The sequence below is a fragment of the Enterococcus sp. AZ177 genome (assembly GCF_050544585.1).
GTDB classification, from domain to species: domain Bacteria; phylum Bacillota; class Bacilli; order Lactobacillales; family Enterococcaceae; genus Enterococcus_L; species Enterococcus_L plantarum.
Map to the genome: position 1 here is coordinate 1,313,489 of NZ_CP172944.1, position 23,515 is coordinate 1,337,003.

Annotated in this window: 16 protein-coding genes, 14 tRNA genes and 3 rRNA genes; 28 read left to right on the top strand and 5 right to left on the bottom strand. The window is 39.8% G+C overall.

Annotation, left to right across the window (positions count from 1 at the left end; translation table 11 throughout):
- The 3 genes from IGJ34_RS06400 (at position 1) to recQ (ending at position 4,864) form a co-directional block, all read left to right on the top strand.
- A complete protein-coding gene (locus IGJ34_RS06400; protein WP_069654475.1) occupies positions 1-774 on the top strand; it encodes an inositol monophosphatase family protein in 774 nt (257 codons plus the stop codon).
- Positions 775-996: 222 nt separating this feature from the next.
- Positions 997-2,823, top strand: a complete 1,827-nt coding sequence (typA, locus tag IGJ34_RS06405) for a translational GTPase TypA (RefSeq protein ID WP_069654474.1) — start codon at positions 997-999, stop codon at positions 2,821-2,823.
- Positions 2,824-3,076: 253 nt separating this feature from the next.
- On the top strand, positions 3,077-4,864 hold the full coding sequence (gene recQ / locus IGJ34_RS06410; protein WP_206834274.1) for a DNA helicase RecQ: 1,788 nt from the start codon (positions 3,077-3,079) through the stop codon (positions 4,862-4,864).
- A gap of 53 nt (positions 4,865-4,917) precedes the next feature.
- Here recQ and IGJ34_RS06415 read toward each other — a convergent pair whose 3' ends face one another.
- Positions 4,918-5,697 (bottom strand): ABC transporter ATP-binding protein, encoded by a 780-nt coding sequence (locus IGJ34_RS06415; RefSeq protein WP_430598406.1) that lies wholly within the window; start codon positions 5,695-5,697, stop codon positions 4,918-4,920.
- Between the two features lie 158 nt (positions 5,698-5,855).
- Between IGJ34_RS06415 and IGJ34_RS06420 the strand changes: the two genes are divergently transcribed.
- The 22 genes from IGJ34_RS06420 to IGJ34_RS06525 all read left to right on the top strand — a co-directional run bounded on the left by IGJ34_RS06420 (position 5,856) and on the right by IGJ34_RS06525 (position 17,523).
- Complete coding sequence (locus IGJ34_RS06420) at positions 5,856-6,425, top strand: YceD family protein (RefSeq protein ID WP_430598407.1); 570 nt, start codon at positions 5,856-5,858, stop codon at positions 6,423-6,425.
- Between the two features lie 56 nt (positions 6,426-6,481).
- The gene (rpmF, locus tag IGJ34_RS06425; protein WP_010763436.1) at positions 6,482-6,661 is read left to right on the top strand and encodes a 50S ribosomal protein L32; all 180 of its coding nucleotides are present in this window, start codon (positions 6,482-6,484) and stop codon (positions 6,659-6,661) included.
- A gap of 246 nt (positions 6,662-6,907) precedes the next feature.
- Positions 6,908-8,329: an NADP-dependent phosphogluconate dehydrogenase gene (gene gndA, locus IGJ34_RS06430; RefSeq protein WP_069654470.1), complete on the top strand. Its 1,422-nt coding sequence runs from the start codon at positions 6,908-6,910 to the stop codon at positions 8,327-8,329.
- Between the two features lie 149 nt (positions 8,330-8,478).
- Positions 8,479-9,165, top strand: coding sequence for a response regulator transcription factor (locus tag IGJ34_RS06435; RefSeq protein WP_010765234.1), 687 nt, complete (start codon positions 8,479-8,481; stop codon positions 9,163-9,165).
- Between the two features lie 5 nt (positions 9,166-9,170).
- Entirely contained in the window at positions 9,171-10,670 is a 1,500-nt protein-coding gene (locus tag IGJ34_RS06440; protein ID WP_430598522.1) for a HAMP domain-containing sensor histidine kinase, read from the top strand.
- Between the two features lie 617 nt (positions 10,671-11,287).
- A 16S ribosomal RNA gene (locus IGJ34_RS06445) occupies positions 11,288-12,848 on the top strand.
- A gap of 82 nt (positions 12,849-12,930) precedes the next feature.
- Positions 12,931-13,003: transfer RNA gene (locus IGJ34_RS06450), tRNA-Ala, on the top strand.
- Positions 13,004-13,188: 185 nt separating this feature from the next.
- Positions 13,189-16,100, top strand: a 23S ribosomal RNA gene (locus tag IGJ34_RS06455).
- A 95-nt stretch (positions 16,101-16,195) separates the two neighbouring features.
- Positions 16,196-16,311 (top strand): 5S ribosomal RNA (rrf, locus tag IGJ34_RS06460).
- The 16S, 23S and 5S rRNA genes sit together here with 14 tRNA genes alongside, the layout of an rRNA operon.
- A gap of 7 nt (positions 16,312-16,318) precedes the next feature.
- Positions 16,319-16,392 (top strand) — tRNA-Asn (locus IGJ34_RS06465).
- A gap of 47 nt (positions 16,393-16,439) precedes the next feature.
- Positions 16,440-16,528 (top strand) — tRNA-Ser (locus IGJ34_RS06470).
- A 14-nt stretch (positions 16,529-16,542) separates the two neighbouring features.
- Positions 16,543-16,614: transfer RNA gene (locus tag IGJ34_RS06475), tRNA-Glu, on the top strand.
- A 12-nt stretch (positions 16,615-16,626) separates the two neighbouring features.
- A tRNA-Val gene (locus IGJ34_RS06480) sits at positions 16,627-16,699 on the top strand.
- A 9-nt stretch (positions 16,700-16,708) separates the two neighbouring features.
- Positions 16,709-16,782 (top strand) — tRNA-Asp (locus tag IGJ34_RS06485).
- A gap of 16 nt (positions 16,783-16,798) precedes the next feature.
- Positions 16,799-16,871, top strand: a tRNA-Phe gene (locus IGJ34_RS06490).
- A 3-nt stretch (positions 16,872-16,874) separates the two neighbouring features.
- Positions 16,875-16,955 (top strand) — tRNA-Tyr (locus tag IGJ34_RS06495).
- 9 nt (positions 16,956-16,964) lie between these two features.
- Positions 16,965-17,035, top strand: a tRNA-Trp gene (locus tag IGJ34_RS06500).
- Between the two features lie 13 nt (positions 17,036-17,048).
- Positions 17,049-17,121 (top strand) — tRNA-His (locus IGJ34_RS06505).
- Between the two features lie 32 nt (positions 17,122-17,153).
- A tRNA-His gene (locus IGJ34_RS06510) sits at positions 17,154-17,226 on the top strand.
- Positions 17,227-17,247: 21 nt separating this feature from the next.
- A tRNA-Gln gene (locus IGJ34_RS06515) sits at positions 17,248-17,319 on the top strand.
- Positions 17,320-17,353: 34 nt separating this feature from the next.
- Positions 17,354-17,424 (top strand) — tRNA-Cys (locus IGJ34_RS06520).
- 15 nt (positions 17,425-17,439) lie between these two features.
- Positions 17,440-17,523 (top strand) — tRNA-Leu (locus tag IGJ34_RS06525).
- Positions 17,524-17,641: 118 nt separating this feature from the next.
- Here the strand turns inward: IGJ34_RS06525 and IGJ34_RS06530 are convergent.
- From IGJ34_RS06530 to IGJ34_RS06545, 4 genes are all read right to left on the bottom strand, one after another.
- Entirely contained in the window at positions 17,642-18,946 is a 1,305-nt protein-coding gene (locus IGJ34_RS06530) for an ISL3 family transposase (protein ID WP_430598408.1), read from the bottom strand.
- Between the two features lie 126 nt (positions 18,947-19,072).
- A complete protein-coding gene (locus IGJ34_RS06535) occupies positions 19,073-19,501 on the bottom strand; it encodes a GNAT family N-acetyltransferase (protein WP_069654426.1) in 429 nt (142 codons plus the stop codon).
- A gap of 22 nt (positions 19,502-19,523) precedes the next feature.
- Positions 19,524-20,006 carry a threonine/serine exporter family protein gene (locus tag IGJ34_RS06540; RefSeq protein ID WP_069654425.1) on the bottom strand — a complete coding sequence of 161 codons (483 nt, stop codon included), beginning with the start codon at positions 20,004-20,006 and terminating at the stop codon, positions 19,524-19,526.
- 41 nt (positions 20,007-20,047) lie between these two features.
- The gene (locus IGJ34_RS06545; RefSeq protein WP_069654424.1) at positions 20,048-20,800 is read right to left on the bottom strand and encodes a threonine/serine exporter family protein; all 753 of its coding nucleotides are present in this window, start codon (positions 20,798-20,800) and stop codon (positions 20,048-20,050) included.
- 231 nt (positions 20,801-21,031) lie between these two features.
- On the opposite strand from IGJ34_RS06545, the gene IGJ34_RS06550 reads away from it, so the two are divergent.
- From IGJ34_RS06550 to argC, 3 genes are all read left to right on the top strand, one after another.
- The gene (locus IGJ34_RS06550; RefSeq protein ID WP_069654423.1) at positions 21,032-21,730 is read left to right on the top strand and encodes a DUF554 domain-containing protein; all 699 of its coding nucleotides are present in this window, start codon (positions 21,032-21,034) and stop codon (positions 21,728-21,730) included.
- A 97-nt stretch (positions 21,731-21,827) separates the two neighbouring features.
- Positions 21,828-22,217, top strand: coding sequence for a GyrI-like domain-containing protein (locus tag IGJ34_RS06555; RefSeq protein ID WP_206833926.1), 390 nt, complete (start codon positions 21,828-21,830; stop codon positions 22,215-22,217).
- A 229-nt stretch (positions 22,218-22,446) separates the two neighbouring features.
- Complete coding sequence (gene argC / locus IGJ34_RS06560) at positions 22,447-23,478, top strand: N-acetyl-gamma-glutamyl-phosphate reductase (protein WP_069654434.1); 1,032 nt, start codon at positions 22,447-22,449, stop codon at positions 23,476-23,478.
- Positions 23,479-23,515: the final 37 nt, after the last annotated feature.

The window sequence follows — 23,515 nt, forward strand, 5'->3', positions numbered from 1 at the left end:
ATGACAAACGAAAAAATGATCATTGAAATCAAAGAATGGTTAAAAGAGGCAGCAGACTATATTCGAGTTAACTTAACTAATGAACTCGACGTTTCACAAAAATCAGGCAGAACTGACTTAGTAACCAATATTGATGAAGAGACGCAATTATTTCTTATCAAAAAAATAAATCAGCATTATCCAAACGATCGAATATTAGCCGAAGAAAAAGGGTTTAATAGCCTCGATTCTTTAAATGGTCGTGTTTGGATCATTGATCCAATTGACGGTACGATGAATTTCGTGATGGAGCATGAAAATTTTTGTATTATGATCGCCGTTTATCAAGATGGTGTTGGACAATTAGGTTTTATTTATGATGTGATGAAAGATGAGTTATATTGGGGAGAAAAAGATCACGGCGTCTTCCAGAATGATAGAAGGTTACCACAACCAAAAGATGCAGCTTTGTCAGAAGGGTTAATTGGGATGAATGCATATATGTATCGTAAAAATATATACTCTGCTGGAGAAATCGGGCATGCAAGTATGGGAATCAGAGTTAGTGGTTGTGCAGGAGTAGAGTTGATTGCTATACTTAAAGGCAATCATATCGGGTATATCTCCAATTTGAGTCCATGGGATTATGCCGCAGGACTGGTGTTGATAAATGAATTTGGATTTAGTTACTCTAATATAGAAGGAAATCCCTTAGCATTTGATAAACGAGAGTATTTTATAGCAGCAACACCCAAAGCTTATACCGAAATGCAGGAAAAATTTATTCATAAATAAATAATAGGTTTTCATTATGTCGAAGAAAAGAGATACTATTTCCACAGAAAACATTGCTTTTTTTCAGTAAATATGGTATTTTTTCAAAAAAAGGCAATAAAATATGAAGTTTTCAGAACTTTTGAAAGCTTTAGACTATATTTCATGAAAAAAATTTGGTATAATAAACAGTCGGATTTAATGAACAAGTGACGTAAGGCAAAAGGATAAGGAGCAATTACATTGAAATACAGAGAAGATATTAGAAACGTGGCAATCATCGCCCACGTCGATCACGGTAAAACAACATTAGTAGATGAACTTTTAAAACAATCAGATACTTTAGATGGACACACGCAATTACAAGAACGTGCAATGGATTCGAATGCGATTGAAAGCGAACGTGGAATCACGATTTTAGCTAAAAATACAGCAGTTGATTACAAAGGCACTCGGATCAACATTTTAGATACACCTGGACACGCGGACTTCGGTGGTGAAGTAGAGCGTATCATGAAAATGGTTGACGGTGTAGTTTTAGTTGTTGATGCCTATGAAGGAACAATGCCTCAAACTCGTTTCGTATTGAAAAAAGCATTAGAACAAAAAGTTACACCAATCGTTGTTGTAAATAAAATAGATAAACCTTCAGCACGTCCTGAACATGTTGTTGATGAAGTCTTAGAATTATTTATCGAATTAGGGGCAGATGATGAGCAATTAGATTTCCCAGTTATTTATGCATCCGCATTAAATGGAACTTCAAGTGATTCTGACAACCCAGAAGACCAAGAACCAACAATGGCTCCAATCTTTGATCAAATCATCGAACATGTGCCAGCTCCAATTGATAATTCAGATGAACCATTACAATTCCAAGTATCATTATTAGACTATAATGATTATGTTGGACGTATCGGTATCGGCCGTGTGTTCCGTGGAACAATGAAAGTCGGCGATCAAGTTGCCTTAATGAAATTGGATGGTAGCGTGAAGAATTTCCGTGTTACTAAAATCTTTGGTTTCTTTGGCTTGCAACGTGTTGAAATCAATGAAGCAAAAGCAGGCGATTTGATTGCTGTTTCTGGTATGGAAGATATTTTCGTTGGTGAAACTGTTGCTGATGTTGCAAATCAAGAAGCATTGCCAATTCTACACATTGACGAACCAACATTACAAATGACATTCTTAGTTAATAACTCTCCATTTGCTGGTCGTGAAGGTAAATATGTCACTTCACGTAAAATTGAAGAGCGATTAATGGCAGAATTACAAACAGACGTATCATTGCGCGTAGAGCCAATCGGTCCGGATTCATGGACGGTATCTGGTCGTGGTGAATTGCATTTATCAATTTTGATTGAAAATATGCGTCGTGAAGGATATGAATTACAAGTATCTCGTCCTGAAGTTATTGAACGTGAAATTGAAGGCGTAAAATGCGAACCGTTTGAACGTGTTCAAATTGATACTCCTGAAGAATACATGGGTAGTGTTATCGAATCATTAAGCCTCCGTAAAGGCGAGATGCAAGATATGATCCACACTGGTAATGGTCAAATTCGTTTGATTTTCTTAGCGCCAGCTCGCGGTTTGATTGGGTACACAACTGAGTTCTTATCAATGACTCGCGGATATGGTATCATGCATCATACATTTGACCAATATCTACCAATGATTCAAGGAACAATTGGTGGACGTCATCAAGGTGCGTTGGTTTCAATTGATACTGGTAAAGCAACGACTTACAGTATTATGAGCATTGAAGAACGTGGAACAGTCTTTGTAGAACCTACAACTGACGTATACGAAGGAATGATCATCGGTGAAAATAACCGTGATAATGACTTGACTGTAAATATTACAAGAGCAAAACAAATGACTAACGTTCGTTCTGCTAATAAAGACCAAACATCTGTAATCAAAAAAGCAAAAATTCTTACATTAGAAGAATCTTTAGAATTCTTGAATGAAGATGAATATTGTGAAGTAACGCCAGAAAGCATTCGTTTGAGAAAACAAATTCTTAATAAAAATGAACGTGAAAAGGCAAGTAAAAAGAAAAAATAAGTTTTAATCATATAAAGAAAGGACAGAACTTAATCAGTTTTGTCCTTTTTTGTGGATAACTTTTAATGAATAACGTAAAAAAATGCGTATGCTATTGCAGAGCCCTTGTTAACTAGCCGTTTTTAATTTTAAGGAAACTAGCACTATGTTTCACACAACCCGAATTGTTTCACGAATTAAGGAAATCCTTCCTTGAATTGCCTAATAGTGCGTGCTAAAATAACAACCAGACACAAAGAACGGAGAGAATTTCATGATTGACATCAAAGGCTTACTAAAAGAAAAATTTGGATATGACGAGTTTCGTCAAGGACAAGAAGAAATCATCAATCATGTTTTACATAAAGAGAATGTTTTAGGTATTATGCCAACTGGTGGGGGGAAGTCTATTTGTTACCAATTGCCTGCACTCTTACTAGAAAATCTGACGTTGGTTATTTCGCCGTTGATTTCATTAATGAAAGATCAAGTGGATGCGTTGAATATGATGGGAATCCCTGCAACATTCATTAACAGTACAATTACGCAACAAGAGATGAATAAGCGGGTTCAAATGGCAGTTAATCGTGAGGTCAAGCTTTTATATGTAGCTCCTGAACGACTGGAATCATTTGATTTTCAGCAATTATTATTACATGTGCCAATCGATTTATTGGCAGTAGATGAAGCGCATTGTATTTCTCAATGGGGACATGACTTTCGTCCAAGTTATTTACGCTTAGCAGCGATTATTGAAGAGTTTCAACAACAACCTTCAGTAATTGCCCTTACAGCAACTGCTACACCTCAAGTAGCAGAAGATATTCTTGATCAACTACACATCCCAAAAGATAATCAGGTACAGACTGGTTTTGCGCGTGAGAATCTATCTTTTCAAGTTGTTAAAGATCAAAATCGAGATGTATTTCTTTTAGAGTACTTAAAGTTGAACCAAGGACAATCAGGTATTGTCTATGCAAGCACTCGAAAAGAAGTTGAACGGATTTACCACTTACTACACAGTAAAAAAGTAGCAGTAGGTATGTACCATGGCGGCATGAACGAAGGAGACCGAAACCACAATCAAGAAGAGTTTTTATTTGATAAAATTCAAGTGATGGTTGCTACAAATGCTTTTGGTATGGGCATCAACAAAAGCAATGTTCGCTTTGTGATTCATGCGCAAATTCCCGGAAACATCGAGTCATATTATCAAGAAGCTGGACGAGCTGGTAGAGATGGGCTCCCGAGTGATGCTATATTACTTTACGCACCTCAAGATCTTCAAATTCAGCAATATTTTATCGACCAATCAGAAATGACGATCGATTATAAGCAAAAGGAATACATGAAATTAAGAGAAATGTCTCAATATGCAAATGCACAAATGTGTTTGCAAAAGTTCATTTTACGTTATTTTGGGGAGAAAGGTTCTGATTGTGGTCGCTGCTCTAATTGTTTAGATGAACGTGAATTAGTCGATATCACAGTAGATGTTCAAAAAGTTCTTTCTTGTGTGAAACGAATGGGCGAAAAGTTTGGTAAGGGATTAGTAGGAAAAGTTCTGACGGGTTCTAAAGATCAAAAAATCGACCAGTGGCATTTTGATCGTTTGCCTACTTACGGTTTAATGAAGGATCGAACACAAAAAGAAGTGAATCAATTAATCGATTATTTAACAGCCGAAAGATATTTAAATCCCTCTGATGGACAATATCCCCTGTTATCCGTTTCGCCAATAGGGATTCAAGTTTTACTAGGTAAACAGACAGTCTTTAGAAAAGAAGATCAACGTGTTCGCAAAGTTGTTGTGAATGATGGGCTTTTCGAAACACTAAGAGAATTACGTATGGATTTAGCACAAGAAGCAAGTGTGCCGCCATATCTAATTTTTTCCGACAGCACCTTGAAAGAAATGTGTGAAAAGTTACCTAAAAGTTCAATTCAATTATTGCAAGTCAAAGGTGTAGGACAAAATAAGTTAGAGAAGTACGGAGAAAAATTCTTAGCAGCAATAGAGTCATTTAAACTGACTGAAACAAAAGATATTACGACGTTGTGAAATTGGAGTAAAAAGTTAGAGCGAAGCTCTAACTTTTTTAGCCTCCATTTCTATTATTTAGGATAAACAGCAAAACGTTTATCCTTTAAAGGAATAATTTGGATCGGTTCAGCATAAAAATTAGCGAAATTTTCTTCATTGAATAGTTCAGATTGTGTTCCTTTAGCAAAGATTTCGCCATCTTTCAACAGCATCAGGTGATTGAAACATGGCAGAATTTCCTCAGTATGATGGGTAACATAAAGCAATGTAGGGCGATTTTCTTGTTCAGATATATGCTGTATTTGAGATAAAAGTTTTTCTCTAGCAAATAAATCTAAGCCATTACAAGGTTCATCTAGGATCAATAATTCTGGGTTTGCCATCAAAGCTCTAGAAATCAAAACCAATTGCCGTTCTCCTTGAGATAAAACAGCGTATTTTTTTCCGATAAGCGATTCACCGCCAGCATTTTTTAAAATCATTTTGGCTTGCTCTAGCTCTTTATTCGTATAGTCTTGGTAAATACCAATACTAGCGAATTTACCAGATAGAACAATTTTCTCTGCTGTCTCGCCAGTTTTCATGCGATACTGCAAGGCAGTACTGACCCAGCCGATTCTTCGCTGTAGCTCGGGTATGGAGGCCTCGCCGAATACTTGGTCTAGAACCACCAGTTGCCCCTTAGTTGGCCATAAATACCCACAGATCAATTGCAAAAGCAAGGTCTTTCCCGCGCCATTTAATCCAATGATAGCCCAATTTTCGGATGTTTCAATAGACCAATTCACGTTATGTAACAACATCTGTTTATCCCGAATAAATGAGACGTTTTTAAATTCAAAAGCTTTCATGCTAACTCCTCCTTTGCCTTATTTTACCACTAAGAATGATGAATAGAATAGTAGGAGCTGAAAAAAATTGAAAGAAGAAAACACTGTCAAGAAAATTTCATTGACAAAGCTTTCAAAGCCTTGTATAATTGCTTTTGTTGCGTTATGAGGTGATGAATATGAAATGGTCTTTACTAGAACTAAACAAATACAAAGACGAACCCTGTGAATTTTCGGAGACACTTGATTTAAAAGCGTCTTTGATGAAAAGAGATAATCTTATTCTAGATGTTAGTCCCGTCAAAGCAACCGGGATACTAAATGTAGGAAAAGAAGAGTACTTGCTTCACTATAAAATCGATGTTATTGTAACAGTTCCATCTTCACGTTCTTTAGCACCTGTTCCTCTTACACTTTCGATTGATATTGATGAGGTATTTATGACTCTGGAACAATATCAGCAAAGAGATGAACGTTTGGCGGATGAAGAAATCATCTTGTTGGAAAAACCAACAATTGATTTAGATGAATCAGTCGAAGATAACATTCTTTTGTCTATTCCAATTCAAGTGTTATCAGAAGAAGAACAAAGAAGCCAAGATATGCCGAAGGGCAATGACTGGGAAGTTCTCTCAGAAGAAGAGTATGCACAAAAAAGACAAGAAGAAGCACAACAAACTATGGATCCTCGTCTTGCTAAATTATCCGAATTGTTCAGTGAAACATCTGATGAAGACGATAAGCAGTAAGATTGGAATATATCGTGCATTTTATGCACACATCTTTACAAGGAGGTGGAACACCAATGGCAGTACCAGCTAGAAGAACTTCAAAAGCTAAAAAGGGCAAACGCCGTACTCATTACAAATTAACGATTAAAGGCTTGAACGCATGTTCAAACTGTGGTGAAATGAGAAAAAGCCATCACGTATGTCCAGCATGTGGTCATTACGATGGAAAAGACGTAATCTCTAAAGAAGCATAAAAAACATTTTTTTGAAAATGTTAAAATCCCCTAGGCTAACCATGGAGCCTAGGGGATTTATTTTGCTTAAGAATAACAGATTTGATCGACAATTTTCTTTAAATGTCTAGATTCTAAAAAAATTAACAAGAATAAATCAAATTAATCGAACTATTTTGTTTTCATATCAAGCATTCTACGTTATAATGATGTAGATTATAAGAAAATTCTAATGAATTTTTTTCAAAGATAGTGGGAGGATACAAGATGACAAAACAACAATTTGGCGTAGTCGGAATGGCCGTAATGGGAAAAAATTTAGCCTTGAATATCGAAAGTAGAGGATACTCAGTAGCTCTATTTAATCGTACAGGTTCAAAAACAACGGATGTCGTTGAAGAACATCCTGATAAAAATTTCAAAGCGACTTATACAATTGAAGAGTTTGTAGACTCTATTGAAAAACCGCGTCGTATTATGTTAATGGTTCAAGCTGGTTTTGCAACAGATGCGACAATTCAAGAACTGTTACCTCATTTAGATAAAGGAGATATTTTGATTGATGGCGGGAATACATTCTTTAAGGATACGATTCGTCGAAACGAAGAACTAGCTAATTCAGGAATCAACTTTATCGGTACTGGTGTATCTGGCGGTGAAGAGGGCGCGTTAAAAGGACCTTCAATCATGCCCGGTGGTCAAAAAGAAGCGTATGAACTAGTTGCGCCAATTCTAGAAAAAATTTCAGCTAAAGCAGAAGACGGTGAACCATGTGTGACATATATTGGTCCAAATGGTGCAGGTCATTATGTTAAAATGGTGCATAACGGAATCGAATACGGAGACATGCAACTGATTGCTGAATCATATGATTTAATGAAAAATATTCTTGGTGTATCTGTTGATGAGATGGCCGAGATTTTCAAAGAATGGAACCAAGGTGAACTAGATAGCTATCTTGTAGAAATCACAGCAGATATCTTAACTCGTAAAGATGACGAAGGAACAGGAAAACCAATCGTGGATGTGATCATGGATGCTGCTGGTAATAAAGGAACAGGTAAGTGGACTAGCCAAAGTGCTTTAGATTTAGGTGTTCCACTACCATTGATCACTGAATCTGTTTTTGCTCGCTTCATTTCTGCTTATAAGGATGAACGTGTGAAAGCAAGCAAAGTTCTAGCTAAGCCTGAAGCACCTGCTTACCAAGGGGACAAGAAAGAATTAATTGAAAAAATTCGTGAAGCTCTTTACTTTAGTAAAATCATGAGCTACGCACAAGGATTTGCTCAATTGCGCGTAGCTTCAGAAGATTATGATTGGGACTTACCATTTGGTGAGATTGCCAAGATCTGGCGTGCAGGATGTATCATTCGTGCTCAATTTTTACAAAAAATCACAGATGCGTATGATAAGAACCCAACAATCGAAAACCTACTATTAGATGAGTATTTTATTGATATCACGAAAAAATATCAACAATCAGTTCGTGATGTTGTGTCGATCGCTGTTCAAGCAGGCGTTCCAGTACCGACATTTGCTTCTGCAATTGCTTATTATGATTCTTATCGTTCTGAGCGTTTACCAGCAAATCTGATTCAAGCGCAAAGAGATTATTTCGGTGCACATACGTATCAACGTATTGATAAAGAAGGTACTTACCACTATAGTTGGTATAACGAACAATAAATAGGATGGAAAACCATGGGATTCAAAGGCTTCTCATGGTTTTCTCTCTGCTACAAGAGGGAAATAGGTTGTTACTAGCTTTTTGGAGTAAAAGTGGGTATAATGGGTAGGCTTTAAGATAGCTTTTAAAGAGAAAGGACAAATAACCAATGAGTAATATTCTAATTATTGAAGATGAAAAGAACTTAGCACGTTTTGTAGAATTGGAGCTGAAACATGAAGGTTACACTACGGAGGTTCACTACAATGGACGTACTGGTTTAGAAGCGGCTTTGAATAATGATTGGGATGCTATCCTTTTAGATTTGATGTTGCCTGAATTGAATGGGCTTGAAGTTTGTCGCCGTGTACGCCAAGTCAAAAATACACCAATTATCATGATGACGGCAAGAGATTCTGTTATTGATCGAGTATCTGGTTTAGATCATGGGGCGGATGATTATATTGTAAAACCATTTGCTATAGAAGAGTTGCTAGCACGTTTACGTGCCTTGCTTCGCCGAATCGATATCGAAGGTGACAAAAATGTAGCAAAACAAACAACGATTACGTATCGTGATTTAACAATCGAAAAAGAAAATCGCGTTGTTCGCCGTAATTCGGAAATGATTGAATTAACGAAACGTGAATATGAATTATTATTAACTTTGATGGAGAATGTCAATGTCGTATTAGCCCGTGATGTCTTATTAAATAAAGTTTGGGGTTATGAAACAGAAGTTGAAACCAATGTGGTAGATGTTTATATCCGTTATCTACGTAATAAAATTGATGTTCCAGGCGAGGAGAGTTACATTCAAACTGTTCGTGGAACAGGTTATGTGATGCGCTCGTGAAAATAATAAAAAAAGCAACAAAAAAAGAACTGAAGGGGCCTTCTTTGACAATCAAGTGGGCTTCTGCAAGTTCTTTCTTCATATTTGTTGTATTTACTATATTTGCAGTGATCACTTATAAATCTTCTGTTAAGCTTATCGTTGAAAAGGAACGTGAAAATGTAGAAAGGACGATTTCAGAAGTAGGCAATCGTTTAGCCAATTCAGATGGGAATTTAACTATATCGGATGTTTACGAGAAACTAAAAACACCTACCGTAGATGAAAATGAGTTAGATAGCAAAAAAGTCTCTGTAGAGGGGTCATTGATGGAAATGGACACAATGCTTTCTGAATTGGGACAACCAGCATTGTTTTTGTCTGTTTACGATACAAATGGCACATTAGTATTTGAGACTCAAAAAGTTCAAAGTCAGTTGCAAAAAAAACAGAAACTAGAGCCTGAAATCAAAACCTTAGATGATAGAACGGGTTTTTTGATTATTCAACCTGTCTATTCAAAAGAGAATAGAGAACAGATCGGGTTCATTCAGGCTTTTTATGAGTTGTCTTCTTTTTATGATATTAGAAACCGTTTATTATTGACGTTAGTCGTTTTAGAGATCATTTCATTCATATTAAGTAGTATACTTGGTTTTATTTTGTCTTCCTATTTCTTAAAACCCTTGAAAGTTTTACGAGATACAATGGACACGATTAGAAAAGATCCACAGTCGGATATTCATATGCCGGATATTCATTCTAATGATGAATTGGCAGACCTTGCGGAGATCTTTAATGAGATGTTAGACCGCATGAGACGATACATTGAACAACAAGAACAATTCGTTGAAGATGTTTCTCATGAGTTACGTACACCTGTTGCAATTATCGAAGGTCATTTGAATCTGTTGAATCGCTGGGGGAAAGAGGATCCAGAAATATTGGATGAATCTTTGGAAGCTAGTCTACAAGAGATTGTAAGGATGAAGAGTTTAGTACAAGAAATGTTAGATCTATCGCGTGCTGAGCAGGTAGACGTTCAATATTCAAATCATACATCAAATGCTAAACAAGTGGTGTACCAGGTCTTTAACAATTTTAAAATTTTATACCCAGATTTTGTTATTACTTTAGATGATGACTTATTACACGAAGTGACCTTAGGTATTTATCGGAATCACTTTGAACAGCTTCTAATCATCATTTTGGATAACGCTGTAAAGTATTCAACATCTCGTAAAGAAGTTCACATTTCAATCTCAAAAACATTAAATGAATTCGAAATTGCGATTCAAGATTTTGGTGAAGGAATTCCAGAAGAAGATTTAGAGAAAATTTTCAACCGTTTTTACCGAGTGGATAAAGCAAGAGCACGCAATAAAGGCGGAAATGGATTAGGATTATCAATTGCTAAGCAACTTGTAGAAAATTACAAAGGAAGAATAGATGCGGAAAGTGTTGTTCACCAAGGAACGATATTTAGAATCTATATTCCAATCGTAAATAAAAGAGTAGGAGGCTAAACTCTTACTCTTTTATTTTTATTTTGACGAATAATAGATCATTTATAATAAAAAAATGTTACAGGAAAAGCGAATACTCAAGCGAACTATAGGCTGTTTGTTCGCTAAGAAAAAAAAGAATGTAAAATAGACATTTTCTAGTTGCATTTTACAATAAGTATTGTTATATTTATTAATGTTCTGATGATAACTCATTGCTTGAGTTAAAGCGAAAAAATAATTTTTTTTCTGCTTGACGAAAAGAATATAATCATGATAGAATAACAAAGTTGTTAAGTCAAAACGACAAAAAAACTTGAAAAATCAGGAAGAAAGTTGTTGACAAATAACAAACAACCTGGTAAACTAATGAAGTTGTCACGAAACATTCGATAACATTGAGCAGAAAAAACTTTGAAACTTTTTAAAAAAAGTGTTGACATCGAATCGAAGATTTGATATGATATAAAAGTTGCTGCGAGGTAACACAGTAGACCTTTGAAAACTGAACAAAGTAAGACGAACCAAACGTGTAGTTTGTTTTTACAACGGTAAAAACAAACAACAATTTTTAACAAAGCGAAGCAATATGCTAGCAAACAAATGAGCTTAACAATCTTCGGATTGTGTTCAACTTTTATTATGAGAGTTTGATCCTGGCTCAGGACGAACGCTGGCGGCGTGCCTAATACATGCAAGTCGAACGCTTCTTTTCTACCGAGTGCTTGCACTCATTTGAAAAGAGGAGTGGCGGACGGGTGAGTAACACGTGGGTAACCTACCCATCAGAGGGGGATAACACTTGGAAACAGGTGCTAATACCGCATAATAATCGACACCGCATGGTGTTGATTTGAAAGACGCTTTCGGGTGTCACTGATGGATGGACCCGCGGTGCATTAGCTAGTTGGTGAGGTAACGGCTCACCAAGGCCATGATGTATAGCCGACCTGAGAGGGTGATCGGCCACACTGGGACTGAGACACGGCCCAGACTCCTACGGGAGGCAGCAGTAGGGAATCTTCGGCAATGGACGAAAGTCTGACCGAGCAACGCCGCGTGAGTGAAGAAGGTTTTCGGATCGTAAAACTCTGTTGTTAGAGAAGAACAAGTAGGAGAGTAACTGCTCTTACCTTGACGGTATCTAACCAGAAAGCCACGGCTAACTACGTGCCAGCAGCCGCGGTAATACGTAGGTGGCAAGCGTTGTCCGGATTTATTGGGCGTAAAGCGAGCGCAGGCGGTTTCTTAAGTCTGATGTGAAAGCCCCCGGCTCAACCGGGGAGGGTCATTGGAAACTGGGAGACTTGAGTGCAGAAGAGGAGAGTGGAATTCCATGTGTAGCGGTGAAATGCGTAGATATATGGAGGAACACCAGTGGCGAAGGCGACTCTCTGGTCTGTAACTGACGCTGAGGCTCGAAAGCGTGGGGAGCAAACAGGATTAGATACCCTGGTAGTCCACGCCGTAAACGATGAGTGCTAAGTGTTGGAGGGTTTCCGCCCTTCAGTGCTGCAGCTAACGCATTAAGCACTCCGCCTGGGGAGTACGACCGCAAGGTTGAAACTCAAAGGAATTGACGGGGGCCCGCACAAGCGGTGGAGCATGTGGTTTAATTCGAAGCAACGCGAAGAACCTTACCAGGTCTTGACATCCTTTGACCACTCTAGAGATAGAGCTTTCCCTTCGGGGACAAAGTGACAGGTGGTGCATGGTTGTCGTCAGCTCGTGTCGTGAGATGTTGGGTTAAGTCCCGCAACGAGCGCAACCCTTATTGTTAGTTGCCATCATTCAGTTGGGCACTCTAGCGAGACTGCCGGTGACAAACCGGAGGAAGGTGGGGATGACGTCAAATCATCATGCCCCTTATGACCTGGGCTACACACGTGCTACAATGGGAAGTACAACGAGTCGCTAGGCCGCGAGGTCATGCAAATCTCTTAAAGCTTCTCTCAGTTCGGATTGTAGGCTGCAACTCGCCTACATGAAGCCGGAATCGCTAGTAATCGCGGATCAGCACGCCGCGGTGAATACGTTCCCGGGCCTTGTACACACCGCCCGTCACACCACGAAAGTTTGTAACACCCGAAGTCGGTGAGGTAACCCTTGTGGAGCCAGCCGCCTAAGGTGGGATAGATGATTGGGGTGAAGTCGTAACAAGGTAGCCGTATCGGAAGGTGCGGCTGGATCACCTCCTTTCTAAGGAATATTACGGAAACTTACACATTCGTCGATACTTTGTTCAGTTTTGAGAGGTTTACTCTCAAGTTAATAGCGCCATGGGGCCTTAGCTCAGATGGGAGAGCGCCTGCTTTGCACGCAGGAGGTCAGCGGTTCGATCCCGCTAGGCTCCATTAGTAACCACTAGGTTACTAATATTGTTCATTGAAAACTGGATATTGAAGTAAAAAAGTAATCAAAACAAACCGAGAACACCGCGTTGAATGAGTTTTTTAAGTAAAATAGTTCGAAGCTTATTTTATTGGTGACGCCTCTATCGCTAGAGAAACGAACCAAACAATTGACCGCAAGGTCATCAGGTTAAGTGAATAAGGGCGCACGGTGGATGCCTTGGCATTAGGAGCCGATGAAGGACGGGACTAACACCGATATGCTTTGGGGAGCTGTAAGTGAGCTATGATCCAGAGATTTCCGAATGGGGAAACCCAGCATCTTTTATAGGATGTTACTTTCCAGTGAATACATAGCTGGTTAGAGGTAGACGCAGAGAACTGAAACATCTAAGTACCTGCAGGAAGAGAAAGAAAATTCGATTCCCTGAGTAGCGGCGAGCGAAACGGGAAGAGCCCAAACCAACAAGCTTGCTTGTTGGGGTTGTAGGACTCCGATGTGGTAGTCTGTCAAGATAGTCGAAGAACCTGGAAAGGTTCGCCAAAGTGGGTAATAGCCCCGTAGACGAAATGTTGGCAACACCTAGGAGTATCCTGAGTACGGCGGAACACGAGAAATTCCGTCGGAATCCGCGGGGACCATCCCGCAAGGCTAAATACTCCCTAATGACCGATAGTGAACCAGTACCGTGAGGGAAAGGTGAAAAGCACCCCGGAAGGGGAGTGAAATAGATCCTGAAACCGTGTGCCTACAACAAGTCAAAGCCCGTTAATGGGTGATGGCGTGCCTTTTGTAGAATGAACCGGCGAGTTACGATTGCATGCGAGGTTAAGGTGAAGAGCCGGAGCCGTAGCGAAAGCGAGTCTGAATAGGGCGAATGAGTATGTAGTCGTAGACCCGAAACCATGTGATCTACCCATGGCCAGGTTGAAGGTGTGGTAAAACGCACTGGAGGACCGAACCCACGTACGTTGAAAAGTGCGGGGATGAGCTGTGGGTAGCGGAGAAATTCCAAACGAACTTGGAGATAGCTGGTTCTCTCCGAAATAGCTTTAGGGCTAGCCTCGGAATTAAGAATGATGGAGGTAGAGCACTGTTTGGACTAGGGGCCCATCTCGGGTTACCGAATTCAGATAAACTCCGAATGCCATTCATTTATATCCGGGAGTCAGACTGCGAGTGATAAGATCCGTAGTCGAAAGGGAAACAGCCCAGACCACCAGCTAAGGTCCCAAAATATATGTTAAGTGGAAAAGGATGTGGGGTTGCACAGACAACTAGGATGTTGGCTCAGAAGCAGCCACCATTTAAAGAGTGCGTAATAGCTCACTAGTCGAGTGACCCTGCGCCGAAAATGTACCGGGGCTAAACATATTACCGAAGCTGTGGATTACACCTCTGGTGTAATGGTAGGAGAGCGTTCTAAGGGCGTTGAAGGTCGATCGTGAGGACGGCTGGAGCGCTTAGAAGTGAGAATGCCGGTATGAGTAGCGAAAGACGGGTGAGAATCCCGTCCACCGTATGACTAAGGTTTCCTGGGGAAGGCTCGTCCGCCCAGGGTTAGTCGGGACCTAAGCCGAGGCCGATAGGCGTAGGCGATGGACAACAGGTTGATATTCCTGTACCAGTTGTTTTTGTTTGAGCAATGGAGGGACGCAGGAGGCTAAGGAATGCATGCGACTGGAAGTGCATGTCCAAGCAGTAAGTCTTGAGTAGAGTCAAATGCTTTACTCTATACGGACAAGCTGTGATGGGGAGGGAAATAATAGTACCGAAGTTCCTGATGTCACACTGTCAAGAAAAGCTTCTAGTGAGAAAACAACTGCCCGTACCGTAAACCGACACAGGTAGTCGAGGAGAGTATCCTAAGGTGAGCGAGCGAACTCTCGTTAAGGAACTCGGCAAAATGACCCCGTAACTTCGGGAGAAGGGGTGCTGACTTCGGTCAGCCGCAGTGAATAGGCCCAAGCGACTGTTTATCAAAAACACAGGTCTCTGCAAAATCGAAAGATGAAGTATAGGGGCTGACGCCTGCCCGGTGCTGGAAGGTTAAGAGGATGGGTTAGCTTCGGCGAAGCTCAGAATTGAAGCCCCAGTAAACGGCGGCCGTAACTATAACGGTCCTAAGGTAGCGAAATTCCTTGTCGGGTAAGTTCCGACCCGCACGAAAGGCGTAACGATTTGGGCACTGTCTCAACGAGAGACTCGGTGAAATTTTAGTACCTGTGAAGATGCAGGTTACCCGCGACAGGACGGAAAGACCCCATGGAGCTTTACTGTAGCTTGATATTGAGTGTTTGTACCACATGTACAGGATAGGTAGGAGCCGATGAACCCGGAACGCTAGTTTCGGTGGAGGCGCTGGTGGGATACTACCCTTGTGTTATGAACCCTCTAACCCGCACCACTTATCGTGGTGGGAGACAGTGTCAGGTGGGCAGTTTGACTGGGGCGGTCGCCTCCTAAAGAGTAACGGAGGCGCCCAAAGGTTCCCTCAGAATGGTTGGAAATCATTCGCAGAGTGTAAAGGCAGAAGGGAGCTTGACTGCGAGACTTACAAGTCGAGCAGGGACGAAAGTCGGGCTTAGTGATCCGGTGGTTCCGCATGGAAGGGCCATCGCTCAACGGATAAAAGCTACCCTGGGGATAACAGGCTTATCTCCCCCAAGAGTCCACATCGACGGGGAGGTTTGGCACCTCGATGTCGGCTCGTCGCATCCTGGGGCTGTAGTCGGTCCCAAGGGTTGGGCTGTTCGCCCATTAAAGCGGCACGCGAGCTGGGTTCAGAACGTCGTGAGACAGTTCGGTCCCTATCCGTCGCGGGCGTTGGAAATTTGAGAGGAGCTGTCCTTAGTACGAGAGGACCGGGATGGACTTACCGCTGGTGTACCAGTTGTTCTGCCAAGGGCATTGCTGGGTAGCTATGTAGGGAAGGGATAAACGCTGAAAGCATCTAAGTGTGAAGCCCACCTCAAGATGAGATTTCCCATTTCTTTAAGAAAGTAAGACCCCTGAGAGATGATCAGGTAGATAGGTTGGAAGTGGAAGTGCAGTGATGTACGGAGCGGACCAATACTAATCGGTCGAGGACTTAACCAAAGAAACGAAATAAAAAAGAGTTTCGGAATGTTTGATTACTACTTCAATCCAGTTTTGAGTGAATAATCACTCAACTAAATAGCAACAACACCCAGTGTGGTGGCGATAGCGAGAAGGATACACCTGTTCCCATGCCGAACACAGAAGTTAAGCTTCTTAGCGCCGATTGTAGTGAAGGGTTTCCCTTTGTGAGAGTAGGACGTCGCCACGCTAATTATTCCGGCATAGCTCAGTTGGTAGTAGCGCATGACTGTTAATCATGATGTCGTAGGTTCGAGTCCTACTGCCGGAGTTCCTTAATACAGGACTTATGAGTAATGTTTGCTTCTTTTTAACTTTGGAGAGTTGTCCGAGTGGCCGAAGGAGCATGATTGGAAATCATGTAGACGGTTAACGCTGTCTCAAGGGTTCGAATCCCTTACTCTCCGTATTAAGTTTTATTGGCCCGTTGGTCAAGCGGTTAAGACACCGCCCTTTCACGGCGGTATCACGGGTTCGATTCCCGTACGGGTCATTTATATTTATTGGAGGTTTAGCTCAGCTGGGAGAGCACCTGCCTTACAAGCAGGGGGTCGGCGGTTCGATCCCGTCAACCTCCATTAAATTACGGTTTGGTAGTTCAGCTGGTTAGAATGCCTGCCTGTCACGCAGGAGGTCGCGGGTTCGAGTCCCGTCCAGACCGTTAGTATTATAGTTTTGGCGCAGTAGCTCAGTTGGTAGAGCAACGGATTGAAGCTCCGTGTGTCGGCAGTTCGATTCTGTCTTGCGCCATTTGGAGGAATAGCGAAGTGGCTAAACGCGACGGACTGTAAATCCGTTCCTTAGGGTTCAGTGGTTCGAATCCACTTTCCTCCATTACATAGTAGGGATATAGTTAAACGGTATAACTACGGTCTCCAAAACCGTCATTGTGGGTTCGATTCCTACTATCCCTGTTAATATATTATGGCGATTGTGGTGAAGTGGTTAACACAGCGGATTGTGGTTCCGCCATGCGTGGGTTCGATCCCCATCAGTCGCCCTTGCTCTAAATTTTATATTATGTATATTATGGCGATTGTGGTGAAGTGGTTAACACAGCGGATTGTGGTTCCGCCACGCGTGGGTTCGATTCCCATCAGTCGCCCTTAGCTTTAAATTTTATTATTGGGGTATAGCCAAGCGGTAAGGCAACAGGTTTTGATCCTGTCATGCGTTGGTTCGAATCCAGCTACCCCAGTTTTCTCTTTTAGAGAATCTGTAAATTGTAATATGGCGGTATAGCCAAGTGGTAAGGCAGAGGTCTGCAAAACCTTCATCACCGGTTCAAATCCGGTTACCGCCTTGCAAATCATTTAATGCCGGCGTGGCGGAATTGGCAGACGCGCTGGACTCAAAATCCAGTGCCCGCGAGGGCGTGCCGGTTCGACCCCGGCCGCCGGTATACTAGTAGCACCAACATTTATAGCGATTCGTTGGTGCTTTTTTGGCTCTTTGTCAACTAATGTTGGTGAAGAAATCCAAAGAATTAAATCACTAATGAAGCCTAGAGGGAAATTCCTCTAGGTTTTTCTATTTGATTGAAAAAGAACAGTGCCAAAGCATAAAGTAATTCTCAATTTAAAATTATAGAAGTTACGGAAGTCATAGGCGTTTCTCTTTAATACTTTTATATGGTTATTCAAGCATTCTAATGGTCCGTTGGAATAAGGCAAATTCAACGCATTTTTAATGCCCGTTTGAACTTTTTTAAAGGTAGTAATTGTTGTTTGATAATAAGCTGGAAACCTAGAATAATCTTGTTCTAATAGCGCGTGAAACCGTGTGTAATCTCTTGTTTGTATGGCATAGAGAAACTCCTGATAACAGGTATAGCCAGCTTTCAATTCTTCATCATAGGCAAGTAATCGATCCACAAGTTCTGTTTCTGTTAAATAGGTACGGAAGGAAGGACGCCATTGGCGTTTTTCAAAATTAAGCTTCGATTGATTCTTTTGAAGCAGTTTCCAGTATTTCTTCAAGTGACGGTATTTTTTTGTTTCTACAGGTCCTTGATGGAGAAAAGTATTCATTCGCTGAATGCGGTGTTTTAAGAACGTTCGCCCAATGTGTTGCACAATATGAAAGCGGTCAAGAACAATCTGAGCCATGGGAAATAGTTTCTTAATTAAAGAAAAATAAGGCGTATACATATCGCAAACAATGTACTTTACACCTTCACGAACTGCCAAAGAAAATCGTGAGAAATAGCGTTCTAAAAAAGGAAGTTGTCGATTTTCAACGACATCCATTAACTGTTTTGTTTGCCCATCCATCATGATAAAGCTCATAGAAGCAGCGACTTGTTTCACTGATTTGAATTCATCAAAACAAAGGACTTCTGGCAAGGTGAGCCGATTGATTTTTTTTGGTTCGTAAAATTGTTTCAATACGCGATAAACAGAAGAAACGGAGACCTTCTTTTGACGGGCAATTTCGCTCATAGATGTGGTGTTTCTTAAACGATCGGCAATTGAGAGCTTCACTTTTTTCGAGATCGAACAACACTTTTCGATAAGATTTGTTTCAGCGACAAAGGTTCTTTCACAAGAATGACAGAAGAAACGGCGTTTCTTCAACCGTAAGTATGTTTGGTATTCAGAAACATCATTCACTAAAATCTGACAGGTTGTAAAGCTCCAACGAATAATCGATCCGTCTTCTTTGGCACCACAATGAGGACAGGAGTGGGCTAAATAGTCCAGTGTACCCGAAAATACCTGGCAGATCCGTCCTTTGATGCGTTCTTTTTTTAAAGAGTTTTCATTAAAAGTAATGTTTAAGTCTAGAATATCTAAGGTATTTTTGATAAGATTTGTATAGGACATCTTGATTTCCCCTTTTGATTGGTTTTCGTCGACTTAATTCTAAAGGATATCAGGGTGTCTTTTCTAGTATTTTGCATTAAAAAAGATGTCGGTGATTGTTCACCAACATCAGAAAGTATAGAGCCTTTATTTTTTCCACACAAGCTGATACTCCAACTCATTATGCTCGTCTATTTGCTGATTCAGTTGTTTAAATCCTTGTTTTTCATAAAATGTCACAGCATTCTGATTTTTGGCATAGACGGAAAGGCTTAACGTATCGTGAGCATGTTTCGCTTCGTTTAGTAGCTTCTGTCCGATGCCTCTACTACGATAGCCATTTTTCACGAAAATTCCAGCAATATAATGTGCATTCATCCCTAGAAACGCAATAATTTCATTGTTTTCACAATAAACATAAAGATCAGCTTGAGGCAGTTGTTCTCTTACGAACGCAAGATTACCTTGCCAGTATGCTTCTGGAATAAAAGGGTGTGCATCACAATTAGCAGTTAACCAAATTTTTAATATATTTTCTAATTCAATAGCTGTTAGTGTGTCGATTTTTTTGATCATTTTTGATTCCTCCTAGTTGATACTACTGTTTCTTTTCTTCTTTTTTTCTGATCAAACTGACTATTTCACGTTTTTCTCTAAAGTTGCGAATATTATGATTCAATACCTCAGATAAAACTAATCCTAAAGCAATTGCACCTGCAATCATGATTGCTTGCACACTAGAATAAACAGCCGTTTCGTAGTTTCCAATAACTAAATTCCTTACGGCCTGATAAGCAAGTCCTCCGGGAACTAAAGGAACCATGCCTGGGATATTAAAAATAGTAACAGGCAATTTTAGTTTTCGTGAACAAATAAAGCTAACGGCAGCAACACTTAAGGCACCCAATAAAGAGCCTAAAGCAGCATTAGCACCTAGTTGAGTGGAAAACCAATAAAACATCCAACCTGATGCCCCAGATAGACCACAAGCAATCAAAGAACGTCTAGGTACATTCGTGATAATAGCATAAGCAGCCGAAGCTAAAAAACTAAATGAAAACTGAACCAGTAAAGTGGTCATTTAAGATCCTCCAAATTCTTAACATTATATGACGATGATGCTTAATAAAATAATTGAAAAACGAAAGCAATCGCAAAACCAATCATAGAAGCCGTCATCATTGCCTCTGTCCCTCTCGAAACGCCTGAAAGATAATGGCCAGCAAGCAAGTCACGCAGGGCATTTGTCATTTGTACTCCAGGAACAAGTGGCATGACACAACCGATAATAATCATATCCTGATTGATACCTAACCCGATTTTACTGCTAAAAAGAGCCGCACAGCCGATAAAGAAAGCAGCTAAAAATTCAGAAAGAAATTTGATGCGCAAAACTTTTAAGCTGGAGTAATAAAGCATATAACCAAAACCTCCAATCAAGCAAGTCAAAGGCAAGTCATTCCAGACGCCGCCAAATAAAATCATGATCGTTCCACTGACAACGGCCGCACTAACAAATCTTATCCACAAAGGAAAAAACTTTCGTTCTTGTTCTAAGCATTTTAGTTGTTCTAAAAGTTCATCCAGCGTATAAAGCCCAGTAACATACTCTCTGGAAAGTTGATTGATTCTAGATACTTTCTCTAAATTGATCGACCGATTTAAAATTTGGACCATTCGAATGGTTGATGTGCCATCTAACCCAACGAAAAGGCCTGTTTGGGTGACGTAGCTAACAAGGCGATAATCTCCTGATGCTAAAGCAATTCGGCTCATTGTATCTTCTACACGATACATTTCAGCATCACTTTCTAGCATGATTTTCCCAGCTAGCAAACACGTTTCTAAGACTTTCTCTATGTCTATCGTTGCCATTTATTTTCCTCACTTTTATGTTCTATTCACTTCTATATGATTAGTATAGTTGATTCTGCTTAGAAAAAATAGCATGGAACGATAAAAAGATCCTTCTCTATCAAGCAGATTGCACAAATACAAAAAAGCCTCGCTATTGTAAGAATAGTTAGATAGTATAATATCACTTTTCCCTTTCTTATCGTATAATAATAAATGTGTAGAAATAAAGAATGATTGGGATGAAAGAAAATGATTTTATTAGGATCTTTAGTCAATGGGATAGCGATAGTTTTTGGAAGTATACTTGGTGCTGTTTTACGTAATATTTCGGAACAAATGAAAGATACTGTAACGAAAGGGATTGGTCTAGGGGTTTTAGTATTAGGTATTCAAATGGCTTTTAAGACTTCTTCTTTCATCGTGATCATCATCAGCTTGTGTTTGGGTGCAATGTTGGGTGAAGCGATAGGGATTGAGGATAAGATGAACGATTTTGGTTTGAAGCTAGAAAAACGCTATGCAAAACCCGGTAGCAATTTTGCCGAGGGGTTTGTGACTGCATCGCTCATTTTCCTAATTGGCTCGATGGGGATTATTGGGGCAATTGAAAGTGGTGTCGCAAATAACCATCAAACATTGTTTACAAAAGCTGTAATGGACGGTTTTATGTCGATTATGCTGACTGCTACATTAGGTGTGGGTGTTCTTTTTTCTGCAGTGCCTGTTTTTCTTTATCAAGGGGTGATTGCTGTATCTGCCAGTGTTTTGATGCGGTATATTCCAAAAGAGCTACTGGATTTGTTGATGGGGGAAATAAGTGCGATTGGTGGCTTGATGATTTTTGCAATTGGTTTAAATATCACTGGTATCTGTAAAATCAGAGTATCCAATTATTTGCCAGGAATTCTTATTTTAATTGGCATTATCACAGTACAGTACTATCTGTGATCAGCATAGAAATTTTAAAAGTTGAATGAAATGTTGACAGACAGTTGTCAGCATTTTTGTGTTACGCTCATTTTACAAATGTAGAGGAGTGAAAGAAATGACGATTCAATTAGCAGAAAAAATAATCAAAGGCAAGAAAATCCGCACCAATAATCATCGTTTAGACGAAATCATTACTTTATGGAATAAGGTTCCAGAGATGCAGTTAGAAGGAGAATTTTTTGCTGTTTATTCAAACTATGAAAGCAATTTCGAAGGAGATTATGATTTATTGATAGGAAGTGAGAGAGCTAATTTTCCTGAAAGTTCGATTATCTTTACGGGTCAGTACGTGGCAATACCTGTAAAAGAGTCCAGTCCAAAGGGGGTAGGAGAAGCCTGGCAGAAGATTTGGAAAGACGAAGCGTTAGAAAAAAGGCGTACGTATTTGTCAGATGCAGAACACTACAAAGCAGATGGAACAATTGCGATTTATCTTTCTGTATAATGCTACAAAAGAAGGCCAAAAAGGTTTTTTAAAGTCTGGAGAAAAGCTGAAAAAGCTACTTTCCAGACTTTTTTATTCAACAAAAAATGAATACATCGTCATTTTTGTGCATAATTATTTAATTTTATTCAATAATTTAATAAAAAACCATTGACTTGTTTATCAGGAACCCATATAATATGAAAAACAGTACTTGTTGGATAAAAATAAAAGAAAAGATGTGAAGCAAGTGAAGGTCTCAATTATTGGTGTGACAGGGTATAGTGGGTTAGAGCTTTTACGATATCTTAAGCAACATCCGTTTGTTGAAGTAAGTTCTATCCATAGTCATTCAGTAAATAAAAAAACTTTAGAGGAAATCATCCCTCATTTGAAACAACTTATTTCTTTACCATTAGAAAAAATTGATCCAGATGACATTATGAGAAAAAGTGAGTTAGTGTTTTTAGCAACTCCTTCAGGGATATCAAAAGAGATAGCGATCCCTTTTATCGAAGCTGATTTTCCTGTGATTGATTTATCAGGAGATTTTCGGTTAAAAGAAGTTGGGGAATATAACACTTGGTATGGAGCTGGCGCAGCATCAATCGAGAGTATCCAAAAATTTGATTACGGTTTGGCTGAATATCGAGAAAAGCCACAAGCAAAATGGATCGCTAATCCTGGATGTTATGCTACGGCGGCAGAATTATCTTTGGCTCCATTATTAAAAGAGAATAGGTTGATTTTGGATTCTATCGTTATAGATGCCAAATCTGGTGTTTCAGGCGCAGGGAAAGGGCTATCTCAAACAACTCATTTTTCTGAAACACATGACAATATGTCTCTGTATAAAATGAATCGCCATCAACACATTCCAGAAATTGTCCAACAGTTAAAAAAATGGGCACCAGCTCTTTCGGCAATTCAATTTTCAACTTCGTTGATTCCAGTAACTAGAGGTATTTTCTTAACGGCATACGCTAAATTGAAAGAACCGATTTCTGACGAGAAGTTAGTTCAGATATATCAAACACATTTCGAAAAAAAGCCGTTTATACGGATTCAAGAGGTCGGTCATTATCCTGTACTTAAACAAGTAATTGGCTCGAATTATTGTGATATTGGGCTTGCCTATAATCCCAAAATGAACATGATCACGATTGTAACAGTGATTGATAATTTAGGGAAAGGTGCAGCTGGACAAGCAATCCAAAATTTAAATATTTACGCAGGATTTGATGAGCAATGCGGTCTAGAGTTGTTACCGATTTATCCATAAAAATTGAGTACTAAATAAAATGAAGGTTAAAAAAATA

Bases quoted from the DNA above. Each gene is read 5' to 3' on its own strand.
- IGJ34_RS06400 (WP_069654475.1), top strand. From the start codon at position 1: ATGACAAACGAAAAAATGATCATTGAAATCAAAGAATGGTTAAAAGAG.
- recQ (WP_206834274.1), top strand. From the start codon at position 3,077: ATGATTGACATCAAAGGCTTACTAAAAGAAAAATTTGGATATGACGAG.
- IGJ34_RS06415 (WP_430598406.1), bottom strand. From the start codon at position 5,697: ATGAAAGCTTTTGAATTTAAAAACGTCTCATTTATTCGGGATAAACAG.
- IGJ34_RS06420 (WP_430598407.1), top strand. From the start codon at position 5,856: ATGAAATGGTCTTTACTAGAACTAAACAAATACAAAGACGAACCCTGT.
- rpmF (WP_010763436.1), top strand. From the start codon at position 6,482: ATGGCAGTACCAGCTAGAAGAACTTCAAAAGCTAAAAAGGGCAAACGC.
- gndA (WP_069654470.1), top strand. From the start codon at position 6,908: ATGACAAAACAACAATTTGGCGTAGTCGGAATGGCCGTAATGGGAAAA.
- IGJ34_RS06435 (WP_010765234.1), top strand. From the start codon at position 8,479: ATGAGTAATATTCTAATTATTGAAGATGAAAAGAACTTAGCACGTTTT.
- IGJ34_RS06530 (WP_430598408.1), bottom strand. From the start codon at position 18,946: ATGTCCTATACAAATCTTATCAAAAATACCTTAGATATTCTAGACTTA.
- IGJ34_RS06535 (WP_069654426.1), bottom strand. From the start codon at position 19,501: ATGATCAAAAAAATCGACACACTAACAGCTATTGAATTAGAAAATATA.
- IGJ34_RS06540 (WP_069654425.1), bottom strand. From the start codon at position 20,006: ATGACCACTTTACTGGTTCAGTTTTCATTTAGTTTTTTAGCTTCGGCT.
- IGJ34_RS06545 (WP_069654424.1), bottom strand. From the start codon at position 20,800: ATGGCAACGATAGACATAGAGAAAGTCTTAGAAACGTGTTTGCTAGCT.
- IGJ34_RS06550 (WP_069654423.1), top strand. From the start codon at position 21,032: ATGATTTTATTAGGATCTTTAGTCAATGGGATAGCGATAGTTTTTGGA.
- IGJ34_RS06555 (WP_206833926.1), top strand. From the start codon at position 21,828: ATGACGATTCAATTAGCAGAAAAAATAATCAAAGGCAAGAAAATCCGC.